General features: G+C 36.0%; 16 protein-coding genes. All 16 read left to right on the top strand.

Annotated elements, in window-relative coordinates; genetic code table 11:
- Positions 1-59: 59 nt before the first annotated feature.
- Positions 60-695: a glycoside hydrolase family 73 protein gene (locus FC70_RS04100; protein WP_057889738.1), complete on the top strand. Its 636-nt coding sequence runs from the start codon at positions 60-62 to the stop codon at positions 693-695.
- 9 nt (positions 696-704) lie between these two features.
- Positions 705-1,283 carry a xanthine phosphoribosyltransferase gene (locus FC70_RS04095; protein ID WP_057889737.1) on the top strand — a complete coding sequence of 193 codons (579 nt, stop codon included), beginning with the start codon at positions 705-707 and terminating at the stop codon, positions 1,281-1,283.
- 23 nt (positions 1,284-1,306) lie between these two features.
- A complete protein-coding gene (locus tag FC70_RS04090; RefSeq protein WP_057889736.1) occupies positions 1,307-2,428 on the top strand; it encodes an ATP-grasp domain-containing protein in 1,122 nt (373 codons plus the stop codon).
- An 88-nt stretch (positions 2,429-2,516) separates the two neighbouring features.
- Entirely contained in the window at positions 2,517-3,272 is a 756-nt protein-coding gene (locus FC70_RS04085; RefSeq protein ID WP_057889735.1) for a sulfite exporter TauE/SafE family protein, read from the top strand.
- Positions 3,273-3,436: 164 nt separating this feature from the next.
- A complete protein-coding gene (pcrA, locus tag FC70_RS04080; RefSeq protein ID WP_083478673.1) occupies positions 3,437-5,656 on the top strand; it encodes a DNA helicase PcrA in 2,220 nt (739 codons plus the stop codon).
- A gap of 27 nt (positions 5,657-5,683) precedes the next feature.
- Complete coding sequence (gene ligA, locus FC70_RS04075) at positions 5,684-7,711, top strand: NAD-dependent DNA ligase LigA (RefSeq protein WP_057889733.1); 2,028 nt, start codon at positions 5,684-5,686, stop codon at positions 7,709-7,711.
- A 5-nt stretch (positions 7,712-7,716) separates the two neighbouring features.
- Positions 7,717-8,841 (top strand): CamS family sex pheromone protein, encoded by a 1,125-nt coding sequence (locus FC70_RS04070; protein ID WP_083478635.1) that lies wholly within the window; start codon positions 7,717-7,719, stop codon positions 8,839-8,841.
- 161 nt (positions 8,842-9,002) lie between these two features.
- A complete protein-coding gene (gatC, locus tag FC70_RS04065) occupies positions 9,003-9,314 on the top strand; it encodes an Asp-tRNA(Asn)/Glu-tRNA(Gln) amidotransferase subunit GatC (protein WP_057889732.1) in 312 nt (103 codons plus the stop codon).
- The gene (gene gatA / locus FC70_RS04060; protein WP_057889731.1) at positions 9,314-10,783 is read left to right on the top strand and encodes an Asp-tRNA(Asn)/Glu-tRNA(Gln) amidotransferase subunit GatA; all 1,470 of its coding nucleotides are present in this window, start codon (positions 9,314-9,316) and stop codon (positions 10,781-10,783) included. Before gatC ends, gatA begins: the two co-directional genes overlap by 1 nt.
- Entirely contained in the window at positions 10,783-12,210 is a 1,428-nt protein-coding gene (gatB, locus tag FC70_RS04055) for an Asp-tRNA(Asn)/Glu-tRNA(Gln) amidotransferase subunit GatB (protein WP_057889730.1), read from the top strand. The genes gatA and gatB overlap by 1 nt, the downstream gene beginning before the upstream one ends.
- A gap of 21 nt (positions 12,211-12,231) precedes the next feature.
- Positions 12,232-13,260, top strand: a complete 1,029-nt coding sequence (locus FC70_RS04050; protein ID WP_057889729.1) for a diacylglycerol kinase — start codon at positions 12,232-12,234, stop codon at positions 13,258-13,260.
- 134 nt (positions 13,261-13,394) lie between these two features.
- Positions 13,395-15,416, top strand: coding sequence for an alpha-glucosidase (locus tag FC70_RS04045; RefSeq protein ID WP_057889728.1), 2,022 nt, complete (start codon positions 13,395-13,397; stop codon positions 15,414-15,416).
- A 113-nt stretch (positions 15,417-15,529) separates the two neighbouring features.
- The gene (gene rlmD, locus FC70_RS04040; RefSeq protein WP_057889727.1) at positions 15,530-16,894 is read left to right on the top strand and encodes a 23S rRNA (uracil(1939)-C(5))-methyltransferase RlmD; all 1,365 of its coding nucleotides are present in this window, start codon (positions 15,530-15,532) and stop codon (positions 16,892-16,894) included.
- A gap of 126 nt (positions 16,895-17,020) precedes the next feature.
- Positions 17,021-17,218, top strand: a complete 198-nt coding sequence (locus FC70_RS04035; RefSeq protein WP_420835990.1) for a helix-turn-helix transcriptional regulator — start codon at positions 17,021-17,023, stop codon at positions 17,216-17,218.
- A complete protein-coding gene (locus tag FC70_RS04030) occupies positions 17,218-17,541 on the top strand; it encodes a hypothetical protein (protein ID WP_057889725.1) in 324 nt (107 codons plus the stop codon). The genes FC70_RS04035 and FC70_RS04030 overlap by 1 nt, the downstream gene beginning before the upstream one ends.
- Positions 17,542-18,018: 477 nt before the next feature.
- Positions 18,019-18,801, top strand: a complete 783-nt coding sequence (locus FC70_RS04025) for a hypothetical protein (RefSeq protein ID WP_057889724.1) — start codon at positions 18,019-18,021, stop codon at positions 18,799-18,801.

Raw genomic sequence — 18,801 nt, 5'->3', positions numbered from 1 at the left:
AATTGATATAGCTAAGCTCATATTTTGGTAGTGGTAATTGATATAAGAGGTGAAACTGGGTGGCCAAACGAAGGCGAAAAAAGTATCGTGGAACTAATTTTTTATTTAATCGTGGCCATTTAAAGTGGAAGAATTTATTTGTATTATTAACTGCATTCTTTTTAGTGGGTTATGGTGTGTATGAATTACATCAAATTCGGTTAGAACAAGAAGCACGCGAAAAATTACCGACAGCAAAAGAACAATTTATCGCTTCGGTTAAACCGGAAGCACAAGCAATGATGCAACAACATCATGTGTATGCGTCAATTACAATTGCCCAATCAATTTTGGAATCTAATTGGGGTAAAAGTACCTTGGCTTCAAAGTACTACAATTTATTTGGGGTTAAAAGTGATGATCCGAATAATAGCAAGGTATTAAAAACGCAAGAGTATGTAAATGGCGAATGGATTACAATTAATGGGCGCTTTCAGTTATACTCAAGTTGGAACGAATCAATTGAAGAGCATGCAATGTTAATGGTGAATGGAACGACCTATAATAGTGCGCAATATGCAGACGTAATTTCGGCCACGACTTATCAAGCCGCGGCGCAGGCATTGCAAACTGATGGATATGCGACTGATCCAACCTATGCAAGCAAAATTATTGAAATTATTCAAAAATATAAATTAGACCAATATGACAGTTAGGAGATTATCATGAAGGCATTAGAGGAACGAATTAAACAAGACGGGGTAGTATTATCGGGGGATGTTTTAAAAGTTGATCAATTTTTAAATCATCAAATGGATCCAGATTTGATGTTTGAAATGGGCCAAGAATTTGCACACCTATTTCAAAATCAAGGAATCACTAAAATTTTAACCGTTGAATCGTCTGGAATTGCCCCAGCGATTATGACTGGTTTACAAATGCATATACCCGTTGTATTTGCTCGTAAGCACAAGAGTCTAACGTTAACTGATAACCTTTATTCATCGTCTGTATTTTCATTTACAAAACAAACAGAGAACCAAATTACGGTTTCACAAAAGTATATTTCTACAGATGATAAAGTATTGATTATTGATGATTTTCTCGCCAATGGACAAGCTGTTTTTGGCCTAATTGATATCGCCAAACAAGCTGGAATTGAATTAGCTGGGGTCGGAATCGTGATTGAAAAGAGTTTCCAACCAGGTGCAGATAAAATAAAAGCGCAAGGTATTCAGTTGGAATCGTTAGCTAGAATTAAGTCATTGACCGATGGTAAAGTAACTTTTATGGACGAGCATTAAAATAAACTTATGAGGTGTTTATAATGAGCAATCAGCCATTTTATCCAGGACAAATATTAGGCGTTATCGGTGGAGGCTACTCTGCATTACGATTAGTGATGGCTGCCAAACTAATGGGATATAAGGTTGGAGCGTATGGCCCGTCACCGTCGGATGATGCTTTGCAGCTTGCTGATTTTATGATTATCGGAGCACATAATGATCGTGAGCAATTAAAACATTTTGCTGAAGAATGTGATTTTGTTGCGTACGTAGGTGATATGATTGATTCATCAGTCATTGAATTTATTAGTCAATATACTAATGTGCCACAAGGTCAAAATATTCTTGAGATTATTCAAGATCGGTTATTAGAACGAGCTTTTTTTGATCAAATTAATGTTAATATTGCCCCTTATGTAACTATCGTTGGCTTAGATGATGTCTATGGGTCCATTGATTCCATTGGTTATCCAGCTGTAATTCGACCAATTCAACATGTGCGTGATGATGATTCATTGATAATTAGTCGTTCATCAGATATTTCTAAAGCCGCTGATTTTATTGATACTGGAACGTTCGTACTGGAATCATATATTCCACATACTCGTGAATTTTCATTAATTATTACGAAGGGGAATACGGATGTTGCCTTTCCAATTTTAGAGAAATCCGTGATTGATAACCAATTAGTATCGGCCAAGTTAGCACAGTTAAACCAAGCAGTTGTTGATGAGATGACGCGGATTGGCACTGAAACGGTCAATGGCCTAACGGGACTAGGAAGTATTGAAATTGAATTTTATTTAACTGATACGAATGCACTGTATCTTAAAGGAATTAAGCCCGGAATTTGTTTACAAGCTAATTTATTTGATACGGTAGCCACCGTTGATCAATATACTCAATTTTTAACTGCAATCTCAGGGGCACCTTTAAAAGAAATTAAGATTATGCAATCGGCCGTCTTAAAAACTTTTGAAGTTAGTCAAATGAAGGACTTAAAAACCCAATGGGTCCTTAAAAGTAATTGGTTTTATTTTATGTATCCAGTACCAATTAAAACAAAGGTTGGTCATATTATTGTCACCGGCGATTCAGTTGATAAAATTGAAATGCAAATTGATAATACTGAAATGTGGTCATTTAAAAAGGAATCCGAATAGGATTCCTTTTTCTTTTAAAATAAAAGTTTGACTTGCTTGATGTTCAGTAGCATGTCATTATTAAAATAAAATTTTAGGGGTGAAGCGCTTGATTACATTTTTGATTGTGTGTCCTCTGGTATTTTTAGGTGGCTTTGTAGATTCAATTGCTGGTGGTGGCGGGTTAATTTCTTTACCGGCATATATGATGACTGGAATGCCCATTCATTTTGCGATTGGAACTAATAAATTATCTTCAGCAATGGGAACGACGGTATCGACTTTGCAATTCGCACGCAACGGTTATATGAAGTTGAAGTTGTCTTTAATGACAATTATGGCAGCCTTAGCAGGTGCTTTTTTAGGTGCTAGAATTGCGTTACATATTTCTGATTATTATTTCCAGATTATTTTACTCGTAGTTTTACCTGCAACTGCATTATATTTAGTATTTAATAAACAAGCTCTTAAAAATAATAAATTTGCTGAAAGACTAGTTGGTAAACAAGTTTTATTATCACTTGTAATTGCTTTGGTACTTGGAATATATGATGGCTTTTATGGCCCAGGAGCGGGAACATTTATGCTGCTTGGACTAACTGGAATTGCTAAGTTACCGATCAATTTGGCAGCCGGAACAACCAAAATTATTAACTTAACCACTAATATTACAGCGCTGTTAGTATTTTTATTTAGTGGAAAAGTATTCTTAATTTTAGGATTAACGGCTGGCATCTTTGGTATTGCGGGGAATTATTTAGGTGCAATTTATTTTAAACGTGGTGGGGCTAAAATTGCTAAACCGATTATCTTAATCGTACTTGCAATTTTCTTTGTAAAATTAATTTTTGATTTTATTAAATAGTTAATAAACGGTTCAAGCATTGGTGAGCCTGGCTTGACGTCGTTAAACCAACTAATTTGGTCAGTGAAGTGGTGCCATTGAGTGCATAAATTTGATATAATATTTAATGATTGAATTAAGAGGGGATTGACATAAAAGTGGCAAATTTACCATTGATAAAAGGAATGAACGACCGTCAGTCAGAAGCGGTTTTAGCAACTGAAGGACCACTACTTGTAATGGCGGGTGCTGGATCAGGTAAAACACGGGTCTTAACACATCGAATTGCTTATCTAATTGAAGAAAAAGATGTTAATCCATGGAATATTTTAGCGATTACGTTTACTAATAAGGCCGCTAAAGAAATGCGCGATCGAGTTGGTAAGTTATTACCTGAAGGTGCACGTGATGTGTGGGTATCAACTTTCCATGCTCTTTGTGTCCGTATTTTACGACGGGATATTGAACAAATTGGTTACAACCGAGCCTTTACGATTGCTGCCACAAGCGAACAAAAAACGCTGATTAAACGGGTTTGTGCTGACTTAAATATTGACACAAAGAAGTTCGATCCACGTGCGATTACATCCGAAATTTCTAATGCTAAGAATGCTTTAAAAACACCGGCAGAATACGAAGCTGAAGCCGCATCACCATTTGAAAATATTGTGGCGAATGTTTATAAAAATTATCAACGTGAATTGCGGGCTAATCAAGCCGTAGATTTTGATGATTTAATCATGTTAACGATTGAATTATTTGAAAAAAATGCAGAAACTTTATCGTTTTACCAAAATAAATTTCATTATATCCATGTTGATGAATATCAAGATACGAATGATGCTCAATATAAATTGGTCAACATGCTAGCTAAAAATTTCAGAAACTTGTGTGTGGTTGGGGATGCAGACCAAAGTATTTATGGTTGGCGTGGCGCAAACATGGAAAATATTTTGAACTTTGAAAAAGATTATCCTGATGCAAAAACAGTTTTGTTAAATCAAAACTATCGTTCAACGCAAACAATTTTAGATGCTGCTAATGGGGTCATTAAAAATAATACGATTCGTCGAGAAAAAGATTTGTGGACTGATAACGGTGATGGAGAAAAGATATCTTATTATCGTGGCCAATCAGAAAATGACGAATCTCATTTTGTGGTGTCTAAAATTCAAGAAGGTATCAAAGACGACCATAAAAATTATAATGATTTTGCCATACTATATCGGACCAATGCCCAATCACGTGTTATTGAAGAAACTTTTTTGAAGGCCAACGTGCCATATACGATGGTTGGTGGACACAAGTTTTATGACCGTAAAGAAATTCGTGATGTGCTTTCATACTTAACGTTATTAGTTAATCCAGCTGATTCAATGAGCTTTGAACGAGTAGTTAATGAACCCAAACGCGGACTGGGAGCAAGCAGTATTGATAAACTCCGCGCTTTTGCGGGTGAAAATAACTGGTCAATGTTGGAAGCTTCACAAAATGTGTTGTTAAATAATGGTCTTTCAACCCGTGCCCGGAATTCACTTGATGAATTTGGTCGGATGATGGCTGAATTACAAAAAATGACCGAATTTCTGTCAATTACTGAAATAACGCAACAAATTTTGGAGAAAACGGGTTATACAGCGGCCTTAGCAGCTAATCCTACGCTTGAAAATCAATCAAGAATTGAAAACTTGGATGAATTCATGTCAGTTACTCAAGATTATGATAAGAATCATCCAGACGATGAAGTTGAAAATAAGGCAGAAAATTTAATCAACTTCTTAGCTGATTTACAATTAGTTTCAGCTCAAGACGATGTTGATGAAACTGCGCCGTCAGTGACATTAATGACTTTACATGCAGCTAAAGGACTTGAATTTCCAGTAGTCTTCTTAATGGGACTTGAAGAAGGAATTTTTCCACTTTCACGGGCCATTATGGAAGATGACGAATTGGAAGAAGAACGTCGCTTAGCTTATGTTGGAATTACGCGTGCGAAGGAAAAGTTATACCTAACGAATGCTTATTCACGGATGTTATATGGACGTCATCAAAATAACCAAGCGTCACGATTTATTGATGAAATTGATGCGGAGTTAATTAAGAATGAGAACGTCAATGTCGGCGGTGGAGCTTCTGGAGCACGGCAAGTACCATTTGCACAACGAAACGCGACTGCAACTACTTATCGTGCTGCGACAACTTCAACTAAGGTGGTTTCATTTGATGGAACTGGGGCTGACAAAGTTGCTTGGAAAACGGGCGATAAAGTTAACCATAAAAAATGGGGCCAAGGTACCGTTGTTAAAATCAATGGTGCAGGTGACGATATGGAACTTGATATTGCCTTTCCAGCCCAAGGTATTAAACGCTTGTTAGCTAGTTTTGCTCCGATTGAAAAAGCTTAATATATTGCAGTAACAAAGGTGAATCGAATGAATGATTTAAAACCAATTGAACAATTAACGAGCGACGAAGCTAGGACGGAAGTTAATCAAATAAAAGCTGATATCATCAAATGGGGAGCTGAGTATTATGAACAAGATCAACCCTCAGTTGAAGATTTTATTTATGATCAAACGTATGCCCGGTTAGTAGCGCTTGAAGCGAAGTTTCCGGAGCTACAATCGCCTGATTCGCCAACACAACAGGTCGGTGGTAAGCCCGATAGTAATTTAGCAAAAGTTGAACATGAGATTCCAATGTTATCAATGGGGGATGTGTTCTCAGTTGACGAACTAATGGAATTTAATGAGCGCGTTTATAAAAATACGAAGGATCACTTAGAATTTAATTTAGAATTGAAAATTGATGGACTTGCCGTGTCAATGGTTTATGAAAATGGTAAGTTTGTCCAAGGATCAACTCGTGGCAATGGAACAATTGGCGAAGATATTACTAAAAATCTTAAAATGATTAAGTCAGTGCCCCAACAATTAAGTGAACCATTATCGATTGAAGTTCGTGGTGAATGTTACATGCCAAAAGAAGCATTTGCTAAGTTAAACTTACAACGTGAGACCGATGGTGAAGCCGTCTTTGCTAACCCGAGAAATGCGGCCGCTGGTAGTTTACGTCAACTAGATGCGCAAGTTACTGCTGATCGTGAGTTAAGTGTGTTTGCTTATTATGTCCCTGAATTTGAAGGTGTTGGGGTTGATACTCAAAGCGAGATGTTAGCGCGGTTGAAAGAACTCGGCTTTTCGATTAATGAAAATTATCGTAAAGTTCAAACAACTGATGAGATTAAAGCATATATTGATTATTATACGGAACGACGAAATCAACTGGAATTTGGGATTGATGGAATTGTTGAAAAAGTAAATGACTTACATTTACAAGCAGAACTTGGTAACACGGTGAAAGTTCCTCGCTGGGAAATTGCGTATAAATTTCCACCGGAAGAAGAACAAACGATTTTAGAAGCGATTGAATGGACAGTTGGAAGAACTGGAACGGTCACGCCAACTGCAGTAATGGAACCAGTTCAGTTAGCTGGTACAACCGTGGCCAGAGCTTCATTGCATAATCCAGATTATTTAATCGAAAAAGATGTCAGAATTGGTGATACCGTTTATTTGCACAAAGCTGGTGATATCATTCCAGAAATTTCTCACGTTAATTTAGATAAAAGAAAAGCAAATAGCGAACCGTATATTATTCCAACTCATTGTCCTGAATGTGATTCGAAGCTAGTTCATTTGGATGAAGAAGTGGCATTACGTTGCATTAATCCAATGTGTCCAGCCCAAATTAAAGAAGGTTTAGCTCATTTTGCTTCTCGAAATGCAATGAATATTGATGGTTTAGGACCACGAATTGTTGAGCAATTATTCCAACTGGAATTAATTAAGGATGTGGCCGGATTATATCGCTTAACCAAAGATCAATTATTGGTCCTGGATAAATTTGGTGAAAAATCGACTGATAATTTATTAATGGCAATTGATGCGAGTCGGCAAAACTCATTAGAACGTCTATTATTTGGTCTTGGAATTCGCCACGTTGGTGCAAAAGCAGCCAAGCTGATTGCGAGCAATTTTGAAACGTTATCCGAATTGATGACCGCTGATAGTGATGAAATTAGTGCCGTTGAGTCGATTGGCCCAACGATTGGTGATAGTGTAGTTACTTATTTTAGCAACGAGCAAGTGCAACAATTAATCAGGGAACTACAAGCAGCCGGTGTAAATATGACATACTTGCGAGCAACCGATATAATTGAAGATAGTGAATGGTCAGGACAAAAAGTTGTGCTAACCGGGAAATTAGAAGCATTTACACGCAATGATGCTAAAGCATGGCTTGAAGCTCATGGGGCTAATGTTGTTGGTAGTGTATCGAAAAATACTAATTTGTTGATTGCTGGAACAGATGCCGGTAGTAAATTAGCTAAAGCCCAAGATTTAGGAATTGAAATTTGGAACGAACAACGATTTGAAACGGCAATGAAGGAGGATTGATTATATTGAAATTGAAAAAATTAGCGGCTGTTATTGCAGCTTTGTCAGTAACACTAATTTTAGCTTCATGTAGTTTTGGTAGTTCTAAATCTAGTAGCAGTTCTTCAAGCTATACCACAACTGGAAAAGCTGAAAGTGGCACGTATCAAGGTGTTATTAAAAATGGTAAGTACCAAGTTAGCAAATCTCGTGGGGTTAATGTTGGTCAAAATGATAATCAATTTAACTTAAAAAGTTTTGAAACTGGATTATTAAATGTTTCAAAAAAGGTCTATTCAACTAAGTCGTATGTCTTTGAAGAAGGACAATATTTAACCACTGATACAGTTGAAAATTGGTTATCACGGAAATCAAGTAGTAACGCCTCCGGATTGAATCCAGTGAAGGGTAAAACTAACGGCACTCGTAACCCAATTTATATTCAACAAATTGAGGAACAAGATTTCATGAGTCAAAGCGGAAGCTCACTAAAACTTCACGGAATTACAATCGGGATTGGCTTGAATTCAATTGACTACTATCAAAAGACAACCGATGGACCAACCTATAAGCAAAAAATTAGTGATGCTGATCTGAAAGCCTATGGTGAAAAGGCAGCACAAACGGTTTTGAAGAGATTACGTAAAAATAAAGCACTGAAAGATGTACCGATTACAATTGCGTTATATAAGCAAGCTGCTAATGATAGCTTAGTTGGTGGAACATTCTTTGAATACAGCTCAAATAGTGGCACAAACCTTAGCAGCTGGAAACAAATGAATGTGAAGAATAAAGTTTATCCAAAGTCCGCTTCAACTAGCAGTAGTAGTGATGACCAAGATGATAACGATACCTTCTCAAACTTTAAGAGTCAGGTACAAGGATTCTTCCCTAATTTAAGTGGTGTAACGGCGCAAGCTCAATATACGGATGGTAGTTTATCTGGGATGCATATTACCGTGACGACCCAATTTTATAGTCAAACCGAAATTACTAGTTTTACTCAATATATTACGCAAGCCGCTAATAAGTATTTACAAAAAGGGATTCCAATTGATATTAAAATTCAATCGGCAACTGACTTACAAGCAATTGCTTTCCGTGATTCTGGTGATAGTAAGTTCACAACGCATGTGTTCGATAGTTACTAAAAATGACAGATAATTATAGCTAATAATAATCTGGATGATTTGTATTTAAAATCATTCAGATTTTTTGATATTTGTCTTAAAAAATAAGTAAGATAAGTAAAAAAAAATCATTGATATGGTACAATATTACGGTATGAACAATTTGAAAAGAGGAAAATAAAATGGCAAGTCAAATTGATGAGCAGCAAGTGCAACATGTCGCTTCACTAGCAAAATTAAAATTTACTGATGCGGAACTTTCAGAGTTTACTCCACAACTAGAAAGTATTATCGACTTGTTTGAAACACTCGAAAAAGTAGATACAACTGGTGTTAAACCAATGACATCTGCAACTGACCAAGTTAATGTAATGCGAGAAGACGTTGCGGTGAATAGCAATCAACGAGAAGCACTCTTAAAAAATGCTCCGGAAGCTGAAAATGGATACATCAAGGTTCCAGCAATTATTGATGAAAGTGGGGATGCTGAGTAATGAATTTTTATGAAACTGATTTAACTCAATTGCATGACGATTTAGTTAACAAAAAAATTAGTGCAACTGAATTAACAAAGGCTACCTATGACAACATAAAGGCTAAGGATGATCAAATTGAAGCCTTCTTAACGTTGAATGAAGAAAATGCTTTAGCTGAAGCCAAAGCATTAGACGAACAAGGAATTGCCGCTGACCAATTAGTTGCCGGAATTCCCTTGGGAGTTAAAGACAACATTGTTACGAAAAATATTCGGACTACAGCTGCTTCAAAAATTCTTGATAATTTCAAGCCTATTTATGATGCAACGGTAATTGAAAAGTTAAAAGCGCAAAACTTTATTAATGCTGGTAAGTTAAACTTAGATGAATTCGCCATGGGTGGATCAACTGAAAATTCAGCTTATCAAGTAACCCATAATGCTTGGGACCTAACTCGTGTACCTGGTGGTTCTTCAGGTGGTTCTGCTGCCTCAGTTGCTGCTGGTGAAGTACTAGCCGCTTTAGGAACTGATACTGGTGGTTCAATTCGCCTCCCAGCTTCATATAATGGTGTTGTGGGAATGAAACCAACTTATGGTCGTGTATCTCGTTGGGGAATCATTGCCTTTGGCTCAAGTTTAGATCAAGTTGGTTGGTTAACAACGAGTGTTAAAGATAATGCATTATTGACTTCATTAATTAGTGGTCATGATGAACATGATTTAACTTCATCAACCCGTGAAGTACCTAATTTTGGTGCCCAATTAAATGATGACACTAATGTTAAAGGATTACGGATTGCTGTGCCTAAAGAATACCTTGGAGAAGGGGTCGACGAAAAAGTTAAGACCGTTATCAAGGATGCCTTAAAGCATTATGAATCATTAGGTGCAATTGTTGATGAAGTTTCATTACCTCATACACAATATGGCGTTGCTGCTTATTACATCATTTCATCATCTGAAGCCTCATCTAACTTACAACGTTTTGATGGTGTTCGTTATGGTGTTCGTACTAATGATGTTAAAAATCTTGAAGATGTCTATGTTAAGTCTCGTTCTGAAGGCTTTGGAGATGAAGTTAAACGTCGGATTATGTTAGGAACCTTCTCACTTTCAGCCGGTTTCTATGATGCTTACTTTAATAAAGCTAGCCAAATCCGGACTTTAATTCGTCAAGATTTTGAAAATGTCTTTAAGGATCATGATGTTGTTATGGGACCTGCTGGCCCTACCGTTGCCTACAAGATTGGTTCAACTATTACGGATCCCAAAGCAATGTATATGAATGATGTCTTAACGGTACCTGTTAATATGGCCGGACTACCAGGAATGTCAATTCCTGCAGGTTTAGCTGATGGTATGCCAGTTGGACTTCAAATTATTGGGAAACCATTTGATGAAGAAACCATGTACAAAGCAGCTTATACTTTTGAACAATCAACTGATTTTCATAAAGCACAACCTAACTTAGGAGGACAAAACTAATGAATTTTGAAACAACTATTGGTCTTGAAGTCCATGTTGAAATGAAGACGAACTCAAAAATTTTCAGTCCATCACCAGTTCAATTTGGGGCAGAACCTAATGCGAACACTAATGTAATTGATTGGGGATACCCTGGGGTATTGCCAGCAACTAATAAAGGTGTGGTTGAAAACGGAATTCGCGCTGCACTTGCATTACACGCCGAAATTGAACCACATCAACATTTTGATCGGAAGAACTACTTTTATCCTGATAATCCAAAAGCTTATCAAATTTCACAATCTGTTAGTCCATTAGGACATGACGGTTGGGTTGAAATTGAAGTTGAGGGCGAAAAGAAAAAAATTGGGATTGCCGAAATGCATATTGAAGAAGATGCTGGTAAAAATACCCATAGTCCTAATGGTTATTCATATGTCGATTTAAATCGTCAAGGAACACCATTGATTGAAATTGTTTCAAAGCCAGATATTTCATCAGCTGATGAAGCTTATGCCTATCTTGAAGCACTTCGTGAACGAATCCAATTTACTGGAATTTCCGATGTGAAGATGGAAGAAGGTTCAATGCGGGTTGATGTTAATATTTCAATTCGTCCAGTTGGATCAGATAAATATGGTACTAAAACTGAACTTAAGAACTTGAACTCATTTAATTATGTGAAAAAAGGACTTCTCTTCGAAGAACAACGTCAACAACGAGTACTCATGTCAGGTGGAGAAATTGGCCAAGAAACGCGTCGTTATGATGAAACGACTGGTCAAACCATCTTAATGCGAGTTAAAGAAGGTTCCGATGATTATCGCTACTTCCCAGAACCAGATCTACCATCACTTGAAATTAGTGACGCCTGGATTAAAGAGATTGGCGATGCAATGCCACAAATGCCAAACAATCGTCGTGAACGTTATATCAATGAACTTGGTTTAACTGAATACGATGCCATGGTATTAACTCAAACTAAAGAAATGTCAGATTTCTTTGAAGCAACCGTTGCTGATGGTGCCGATGCGAAACTAGCATCTAACTATTTACAAGGTGACGTGAACGCTTATTTGAATGATGAACAAGTTGATTTGGCAGATACCAAGTTAACTCCAGCTAATTTAGCCGGAATGATTAATTTAATTAATGATGGTACTATTTCATCGAAGATGGCGAAAAAAGTTTTTAAGGGAATCCTTGAAGGTGAAAATCCAGCTGAATATGTTAAAGCGCACGGACTAGTGCAACTTTCTGATCCAGCTCAATTACAACCAATTATTGATGAAATACTTTCAAATAATGAACAATCAGTAGCTGACTTTAAAAATGGTAAAGATCGTGCGGTTGGTTTCTTAGTTGGACAAATTATGAAACAAACTAAGGGACAAGCAAACCCATCTGTTGTTAACCAACTTTTGATGAAGTCGTTACAAGCACTATAAACGGTAAGGATGGGACTAAATATGTCAAAAAGAGCTCGTGTTATTTATAACCCAACTTCAGGACGTGGTGCTTTAGTCGGCGATCTTGTTGAAATTCTTGCAATTTATGAACAAGCAGGATATGAAACTAGTGCGTATGCTACGGTTCCAGAGCCTGGATCAACCGAAGCTGAAGCTAAGCGAGCAGCAAAAGATGGGTTTGATTTAATCGTTGCTGCTGGTGGAGATGGAACGATTAATGAAGTTGTTAATGGAGTCGCGGGTTTACGACGCCGGCCAATGATGGCAATTATTCCTGCCGGAACGACTAATGATTATGCACGTGCGCTTGGGATTCCTCGTGAAGATCCGGTTGGTGCTGCTAAGGTGATTTTGAAAAATAAAACACTAATGATGGATATTGGTCGTGCTGGTAAGAAGTATTTCATTAATATTGCTGGTGGTGGTTTACTAACTGAATTAACATATGATGTACCATCACAAACTAAGTCATTATTTGGTTATTTAGCTTATATCGTCAAAGGGGCTGAACTTTTGCCTCGGATTAAGCCAATCGAAATGGACATTAAGTTTGATGGTGGTGAATATCGAGGTAAGGCCTCAATGTTCCTATTGGCATTGACTAACTCAGTTGGTGGTTTCGAACAAATCGTTCCAGATGCATCTTTGGATGATGGCAAGTTCACAATGATTATTGTGAAGACTGCGAATGTCGTTGAAATTATGCAACTATTAACTAAAGTATTAAATGGTGGACGACACGTTGATGATCCACGAATTATTTACCGTAAGACTTCAACGGTAACTGCAAAGCCCGTTGATGATCGAATGATGATTAACTTAGATGGTGAATATGGTGGGGATGCCCCCATGAAATTTGAAAATCTAGCACGTCATATTCGAACAGTAGCTAATTTAGATGTGATACCTTCATTAACGGCTGAAGAAATGTCGGCTGAGTTACAAGAAGCTGAAGAAAAATTTCTTGCCGGGGTTGAACAATTACCAGCTGATGAAATTAAAGCAGCTGAAAATGCTGATAAAATGTAATTAAAAAGAAACTAAACTTATGTTTAGTTTTTTTTTTTGTCCGAAATCAAACATTCTTTGCTAAAAAGAAAAAAATTGTTCAAATTTTTAATGCAAAATAACTATATTAGATTAAGTTGAAAAGAGGACAAATGATGGAAAAAAATGGTAACTCATTGGTATTTAAGTACCAAACATTATTTTATAACAATCGCCAAATATTAAGTTATGCAACGAATGAAGCATTTGCATTTATTGGGCAAGGTGATGAAAATATAAAGATGTACCGCGGCAATTTTAAAATTGAAGATTATGTAATTAGCCGAATTCCCCTGAATCATTTTGAAATTACAGAAACTAGTGATAGTTTTATTTTTAATTTAAGCTCAAATGGACAAGAGTCGTTATTGAAAATCAAGGCCTCATTAGATTCGTTTGGACGATTAATCCTTAATTTAACAGTAAGCGAGGATTCTTACAATCGACTATGGCTTAGGTTACCAGCACAAGCAGAGGACAAGATTTATGGTTGCGGTGAACAACTATCGTATTTTAATTTGCGTGGCCAACATTTCCCATTATGGACTTCAGAACCTGGTATTGGGCGAAATAAGAATACGATGACAACTTTTAAAGCCGACACCCAGGATCAAGCCGGTGGGGATTATTATACGACTAATTTTCCTGAACCAACTTTCATTTCCACTGAAAAATATTATTGTCATACTAATTCATATGTTTATGCCGATTTTGATTTTCGTAATGCTGATTTCCATGAACTACAATACTGGGGGATTCCAGAGTCATTAATCTTTGAAACAGCTGAAACTTATAAGGATCTACTAGTAAAGCTAACCAATTTATTGGGTCGTCAACCAGGATTGCCAGAATGGACTGATCAAGGATTATTGTTGGGAATTCAAGGCGGAACAGCAAGAACGTATGAAACCGTCGATAAATTACGAAAGGCAGGAGTGAAAATTGCCGGAGTATTTTGTCAAGACTGGGAAGGTACACAACAGACGAGTTTTGGAAAACGTAATTTCTGGAATTGGCAATGGGATCCGAAGCTATATCCTGGCTTAGATACTAAAATTAATGATTGGAAAAAGGAAGGAATTAGATTCTTATCGTATATTAATCCGTATCTAGTTAATACAAGCGAATTATATTTGGAGGCCGCTAATCATAACTATTTTGCTAGGAATCATGATGGTGATATTTATCTCGTTGATTTTGGTGAGTTTAACTGTGGGGTGGTTGATTTTACAAATCCGGCAGCGTTTAACTGGTTTAAAAATTTAATTAAAACTAATCTAATTGATTTTGGGTGTGATGGTTGGATGGCAGATTTCGGTGAATATTTACCGATTGATGTCGTTTTATATGATGGCTCTGATCCGATGATTCGCCACAATCAGTGGCCAATGCTATGGGCAAAATGTAATTATGAAGCAGTTAAAGAGTCGGACAAGCTGGGCGAAATTGTTTACTTTATGCGGGCTGGGACAGCTGGCAGTCAACAATATTGTCCCATGCTATGGGCTGGTGATCAAAGTGTTAATTGGAGTCTCGATGATGGATTAGCGTCAACGATTCCTGCAGCACTATCAGTTGGAATGACTGGGATGGGATTAACCCATAGTGATATTGGAGGTTATACAAGTTTACATGGTAATGTTCGGACACCCGAATTATTTATGCGTTGGGCAGAGATGGAAACTTTTTCGCCATTTATGCGATCGCATGAAGGTAATCGACCAACTGAAAATTTTCAAGTTTGGGATGATGATGAAGCAATACATCATTTAGCTATGTGTACGAATGTTTTTACTGATTTAACATCATATCGTCAGGCTGTGGTTCGGGAAAATACAGAATTAGGAATCCCTGTAAAAAGACCACTTTTTATTGAATACGAAGCCGATAAAGCGGCTTATGATATTAAATATGAATATTTATTTGGACCGGATGTATTAGTCGCTCCAGTTTACGATGAATGTCAAGCCACTTGGGATGTTTACTTACCAGACGATAATTGGATTCACCTTTGGTCGGGAGTTGAATATCAAGGCGGTAATTATACGATTGAAGTACCGATCGGACAACCGGCAGTCTTTTATCGTAAAAACTCTGCTTATGCTGATGTATTTGAAACTATTACTGATAAATATTAAACAATTAACAATTCTGAATCGCTTTTTAATTATTGGCAGTGTATAATATATTAGTTGCCTAAATATGGGGCATAATTAAAATCGTGAGCGTCGAAAAGCTCAGAGGAGAAAATATGAAATTTCAAGCACCCGTTACAAAAAATGAAACTTATACCGGTATTGTTACTGATCTAACTTATCAAGGCATGGGTGTCATTAAGATTGATAAGTATCCAATCTTTGTTGATAATACACTTCCAGGTGAAGAAATTCATTTCCGTGTAATCAAAGTTTCAAAGACTTATGCATTTGGTAAGCCAATTAATTGGATTAAAACTAGTCCAGACCGAGTTGAAGTAAAGGATAAGCAATATACTCAAACCGGAATTGCACCTTTACAACATTTAGCATATTCAGCTCAACTAACATTTAAACAACATCAAATTGAAGAATTACTTAAAAAAGAACATCTTGATATTCCAGTTTTAGCAACCATTGGAATGGAAACACCATATCATTATCGAAATAAAGCACAAGTTCCAGTTCGTGACATAAACGGGGTTGTTGAAACCGGCTTTTATAAGCGTGGTAGTCATAACGTTGTGCCAATTGAAGATTACTATATTCAAGATCCTAAATTAGATGAAGCAATTATTGTCTTGCGTGACATGATTCGTAAGTATCATATCAAGCCTTACAATGAAGCTACCAAAAAGGGTGTTGTACGAACAGTAATGGTTCGTCGTGGTTATTACAGTCATGAAATGATGGTTGTCTTTGTTACTAATGGTAAAAAGTTACCAATCAAAGAACAACTAGTTGAAGATATTCGTGCTGCATTACCAGAAGTAAAAAGTATTTTCCAAAATATTAATGCAGAAGATACTAATGTTTTACTAGGTCGTGAAAATCGTAAATTATGGGGAACTGATACCATTGAAGATCAATTACTTGGTTTGAACTTTGCAATTTCACCATCATCATTTTATCAAGTTAATCCACAACAAACTGAAAAGCTATATGCTAGTGCCATTGAACAAGCCGGTTTAACTGGTAAGGAAACGGTTATTGATGCGTATAGTGGAATTGGTACTATTTCATTAGCAATGGCTAGTCATGCTAAAAAAGTTTATGGCGTTGAAGTTGTTTCTTCTGCAGTCCAAGATGCAAAATTAAATGCCAAAAAGAATGGTATCAAAAATGCTGAATTCGTCGTTGAAATGGCCGAAATCCAAATGAAAAAATGGGCTGAAGATGGACTAGATCCAGATGTATTGGTAGTTGATCCACCACGTAAGGGTCTTGCACCAGAATTTATTGAAGCTACCGGTGAAATGAAGCCAAAGAAGATTGTGTATGTCAGTTGTAATCCAGCTACTTTGGTTCGGGATATTACTTTGTTGAAAGACCAAGGATATTCAGTTAACCAACCAATTCAACCAGTTGATCAATTCCCACAAACAACACATATTGAAAGTATTACAGTACTAGAACGTTAAAAGTAAAACATCTAATCTTAATTGATTAGGTGTTTTTTTGTAATCACTTGTTTACATTTTGAAATTTGAGAGTTATACTTCAGATGTAAACAAGTGATTACATTTAGTAAAGTAGGTGTTACATTGATAAAGAACAAAGTTAAAGTATTTCGTGTTGGTAACAACTGGACCCAGGCTGATTTAGCAAGTCAGTTGAATATTTCTAGGCAAGCGGTAATTTCAATTGAAAAATATAAATATTTACCGTCATTAGAATTAGCTTTTAAAATTGCTAAAGTGTTTAATTCTCAAATTGAAGAAGTTTTTTATGAGGAGGAAGAGTAATGGTATACAAAATTAGTATGTTAATTATGTTAGTGGTAGTGGTTTCACTTGCGATTTATGCAAAAGTTACGGTACAAAAACTACAAAATGAATATCAAGATGATGAGCGTTGGCTGCAGATTAAGTTAATGGCTGGAAATGCCACGAAAAGATATTTTGAATATATATTAATATTGGTAGCTTTGATACAGGTGGTTTTGTTATTTAGTAATTCGTTGGTTATGGTTAGACTTGATCGCGTTGCATCGGTCGCACTATTATTGATTATTTTTGGTCATGTAGTTGAGTATCTGGTGATTATTCATTTTGATAAGCATATGTAACTGATTTATTATTATATTTATTTTAATACTACATAAATATTTAGCTCATAGCTAATGATTCTCGTTAATAATGGTTTGAATAATATTAATCTAATTTAACGTGGTGTGTTTTATTAACCGTTTTTATATTGTGATAAAGATTTTCATTTTAATTGATTCATTTTTTGGAAAATATTTTAATTGGATATGGTTAATTAAATAACAATGAAAGTATGTTGTTTAATATTAAGGTTAGTTAATAGATAGCTTTAAGACATGATTGTTAAAGAGGTTGACAAGATATCCGCTTAATTAATATCCCCACGTTACGAAATATTCAGGTATCTTTATTGAATGATAAAATAATATGATGATTAAGTGTGTGGTAGCTATTCAAGAGTGTATGCCATATACTTTTTTTGTGCAATTATAAACAAGTAGCGGTAAAATAAAAGATAATATTGTGACGATTTTTAGAATGTATATAAGGAGAAAGTAATGCTCACGTATGGGGAAAAAGAATTTGTAATAGGCAGCTTGGTGCTGTTAGTTATTTTTATTGTGTTTGCAATTGTTTTTGTTGGGTTTCAACGAAGAGTATTAGCAAGACCGGTAAATTTACGGTATGTCATTCAAACACGAACAGATTGGTATCAACAAAATGTCGGTTCTGAATGTATCCTACAGCGAAAAAATGAAAATGGTCAGTGGGAAAATAGTGATGATGAATCAATATCATTACATCAAATTATGTTGTTGCTGCAAGAATTATCTGGTCAATCAATTGAATCGCAAAGAGCATTTATCATTAATCTTAATTATCACCAAATTATGAGTTCTGAATTTATGTATTTTGTTCGTGATGCTATTAATAAAATTGGAACACGTGAATTAATTATTGAATATACGCCACAAGGTAAAATTAATAAAATGCAAGTATGGCGTTTGAAACAAAAGTTGTATAAGGCACGAATACTTGGGGTCACTTTATCATCTAATATTACTAAGTTAACACCAAAAAAAGTGAAAGCAATTAAAACGTTAATACCTCTGACTGATATAATGAAATGTTCATTGTCAACAGTGCAACATAGTCACTGGTTCCAAACTAATGTTGATCAAATTGTTCGTGAATTAAATAGGTCTAATCATCAGACTAGATTAATTTTAATTGGCAAGGATGATCAAAAAAATCGACATTTTATTAAGCAATTAAATTTTGAAGATTCAAATTTAATGATGGTAACGTCTTTGCAAACTAATAAGGAGTCCGTAGCCTAA

Origin of the sequence: Paucilactobacillus oligofermentans DSM 15707 = LMG 22743 (assembly GCF_001434315.1) — a bacterium.
Taxonomy (GTDB): domain Bacteria; phylum Bacillota; class Bacilli; order Lactobacillales; family Lactobacillaceae; genus Paucilactobacillus; species Paucilactobacillus oligofermentans.
This window is presented reverse-complemented; position numbering and strand designations above follow the sequence as displayed.